Origin of the sequence: Citrobacter sp. EC_71 (assembly GCF_019584005.1) — a bacterium.
In the GTDB taxonomy this organism is placed as follows: domain Bacteria; phylum Pseudomonadota; class Gammaproteobacteria; order Enterobacterales; family Enterobacteriaceae; genus Citrobacter; species Citrobacter werkmanii.
Genome location: NZ_VDAY01000071.1, coordinates 1 through 476 on the forward strand (window position 1 = coordinate 1; position 476 = coordinate 476).

1 pseudogene is annotated in these 476 nt (G+C 56.5%); it reads right to left on the minus strand.

Annotated features, from left to right (window positions below):
* Nucleotides 1–476: pseudogene (locus FHD02_RS24030) on the minus strand (IS5-like element ISKpn26 family transposase); the annotation flags it as partial.

Sequence of the window (476 nt, forward strand, 5' to 3'; positions counted from 1 at the left end):
GGGTCAGGCCACTCTTGGCATCGACACCAATGTGGGCCTTCATGCCAAAGTGCCACTGATTGCCTTTCTTGGTCTGATGCATCTCCGGATCGCGTTGCTGCTCTTTGTTCTTGGTAGAGCTGGGTGCCTCAATGATGGTGGCATCCACCAAAGTGCCTTGGGTCATCATGACGCCTGCTTCGGCCAGCCAGCGATTGATGGTCTTGAACAATTGACGGGCCAGTTGATGCTGCTCGAGCAGGTGGCGGAAATTCATGATGGTGGTGCGATCCGGCAGGGCGCTATCCAGGGATAATCGGGCAAACAGGCGCATGGAGGCGATTTCGTACAGGGCATCTTCCATGGCACCGTCGCTCAGGTTGTACCAATGCTGCATGCAGTGAATACGCAGCATGGTCTCCAGCGGATAGGGCCGTCGGCCATTGCCCGCCTTGGGATAAAACGGCTCGATGACAGCGGTCATATTCTGCCATGGC